This window comes from Calidithermus terrae (assembly GCF_003574345.1).
In the GTDB taxonomy this organism is placed as follows: Bacteria; Deinococcota; Deinococci; order Deinococcales; family Thermaceae; genus Calidithermus; species Calidithermus chliarophilus.
Genome location: NZ_QXDL01000415.1, coordinates 1 through 1,422, shown reverse-complemented (window position 1 = coordinate 1,422; position 1,422 = coordinate 1). Strand labels below are relative to the sequence as shown.

The 1,422-nt window shown below is 74.6% G+C and carries 2 protein-coding genes; both read right to left on the bottom strand.

What is annotated here, in order from left to right; all coding sequences use genetic code 11:
• Window positions 1-668 (bottom strand): AMP-binding protein (locus tag Mterra_RS21250; RefSeq protein ID WP_147373042.1); only part of this gene is annotated, 668 nt, incomplete at its 3' end.
• The coding region (locus tag Mterra_RS21245) for a GNAT family N-acetyltransferase (RefSeq protein ID WP_147373040.1) at window positions 665-1,422 on the bottom strand (758 nt) is incomplete at its 5' end. The genes Mterra_RS21245 and Mterra_RS21250, both read right to left, overlap by 4 nt.

The following is a 1,422-nucleotide window of genomic DNA, read 5'->3' as shown; positions in this document are numbered from 1 at the left end:
TTGAGGTCGCACACCAGGCTGTTTACCTCGGTCTGGAGCTGGCTCGCGACGGTCGCCAGGTCGCTCGCCACGGTGGCGGGGTCGGGGCGGGTTCCGCTGCCGTTCCCCCCATAGCTCCAGCGGTTGGCCAGCAGGTCCTGCAAAGCGGCGTGCTGGGCCAGCAGGAAGCCGTGGGTGCGCCCGGCGGCCTTGGGCTTGCCGGTGGAGCCCGAGGTGAAGGTGACGAGCGCGGGGGCGGAGGGCTCGAGGGGGAGGGGCTCGAGGGCGCCCCCGCCGGCCGGGCGGGTCGCCAGCAGCTTGAGCGGCACCCGGCGCAAGCCCGGCGAGAGCGGCCACAGCAGGAAGGCTTTGGGGACCCCGATCAGGGCTTTGGGCCGGGCCAGCCCCAGGGCGTGTTCGAAGGCGGGCCGCCCCAGGCCGGGGTCCACGAACACCACCACCGCCCCCAGCGACCACAGCGCGGCCAGGGTCAGGTAGAGCTGCGCGCTCATCGGCACCAGCACCAACACCCGGTCGCCCCGGCCGATGCCCTTCGCCCGCAGGCGGGCCGCCAGCCCCGAGGCTCCCGCCACGAGCTCCCCGTAGCTCAGCGTGCCCCCCTCCTCGAGGATGGCGGGCTTGTCGGGGTGGGCGCGGGCGCGCTCGAGCAGCAGTTCGACGAGGTTCATAGTTCGCGTGCGAACAGCGCGTAGCGCCGGATCACCCGCCCGTGGCCCTGCAGGTTGGTCGAGCGGTTGGACTCCCACATCAGCGCGTGGATGACGCGCCGGAAGCCCGCCCCGAAGGCCTGGCGGTAGAAGCACTCGGCCAGCCAGCGCCCCAGCCCCGCGTACTCCCGCCCCGGCGCGATGGCGAGGGTCTTGGCGATGAGGGTGCCCGGCTGGGTGGGGTCGGGCAGGCTCAGCAGGAAGCCCACCGTGCGGCCCCCGTCCTCGGCGACCCAGACCCACTCCGGCGGCACCTTGCTCAGCAGCGGGCGGTAGAGGGCCTCGAAGGCGGGCCAGTCCAGCGGGCTGAACAGCGGGTTACCCACGAAAGCCGCGTTGGAGAGGGCGTGGATGCCGCGCAGGTCGGCCTCGAGCGTCCGGGGCACGGGGTGGCGCAGGCCGAGCCGGGCGAAGCGGGCCTCGAGCTCCGCCGCGCGGGGGTCGGGGACGTGGGCGGTGTGCAGCGTCGAGCGGTAGGTCTGCCAGGGCGTGAAGCCCGCCTCCCGCGCCCAGCCGGCGTACTCGAGCGGGTTGCGCGGCTCGAGCAGGAAGGGCGGCTCTTCCGAAGTCTCGACCACCCAGCGGTAGCCGAACCAGGTGCTCCCGTCGAGCGGGGCCACCGCCCGCGCGCAGCCCTGCCCCCGCAGGCGCTCGCAAGCCGCCCGCAGCAGGCCCACCCCGCTCTCGCGGTCCACCGCCGCGTACTGCCCGATGG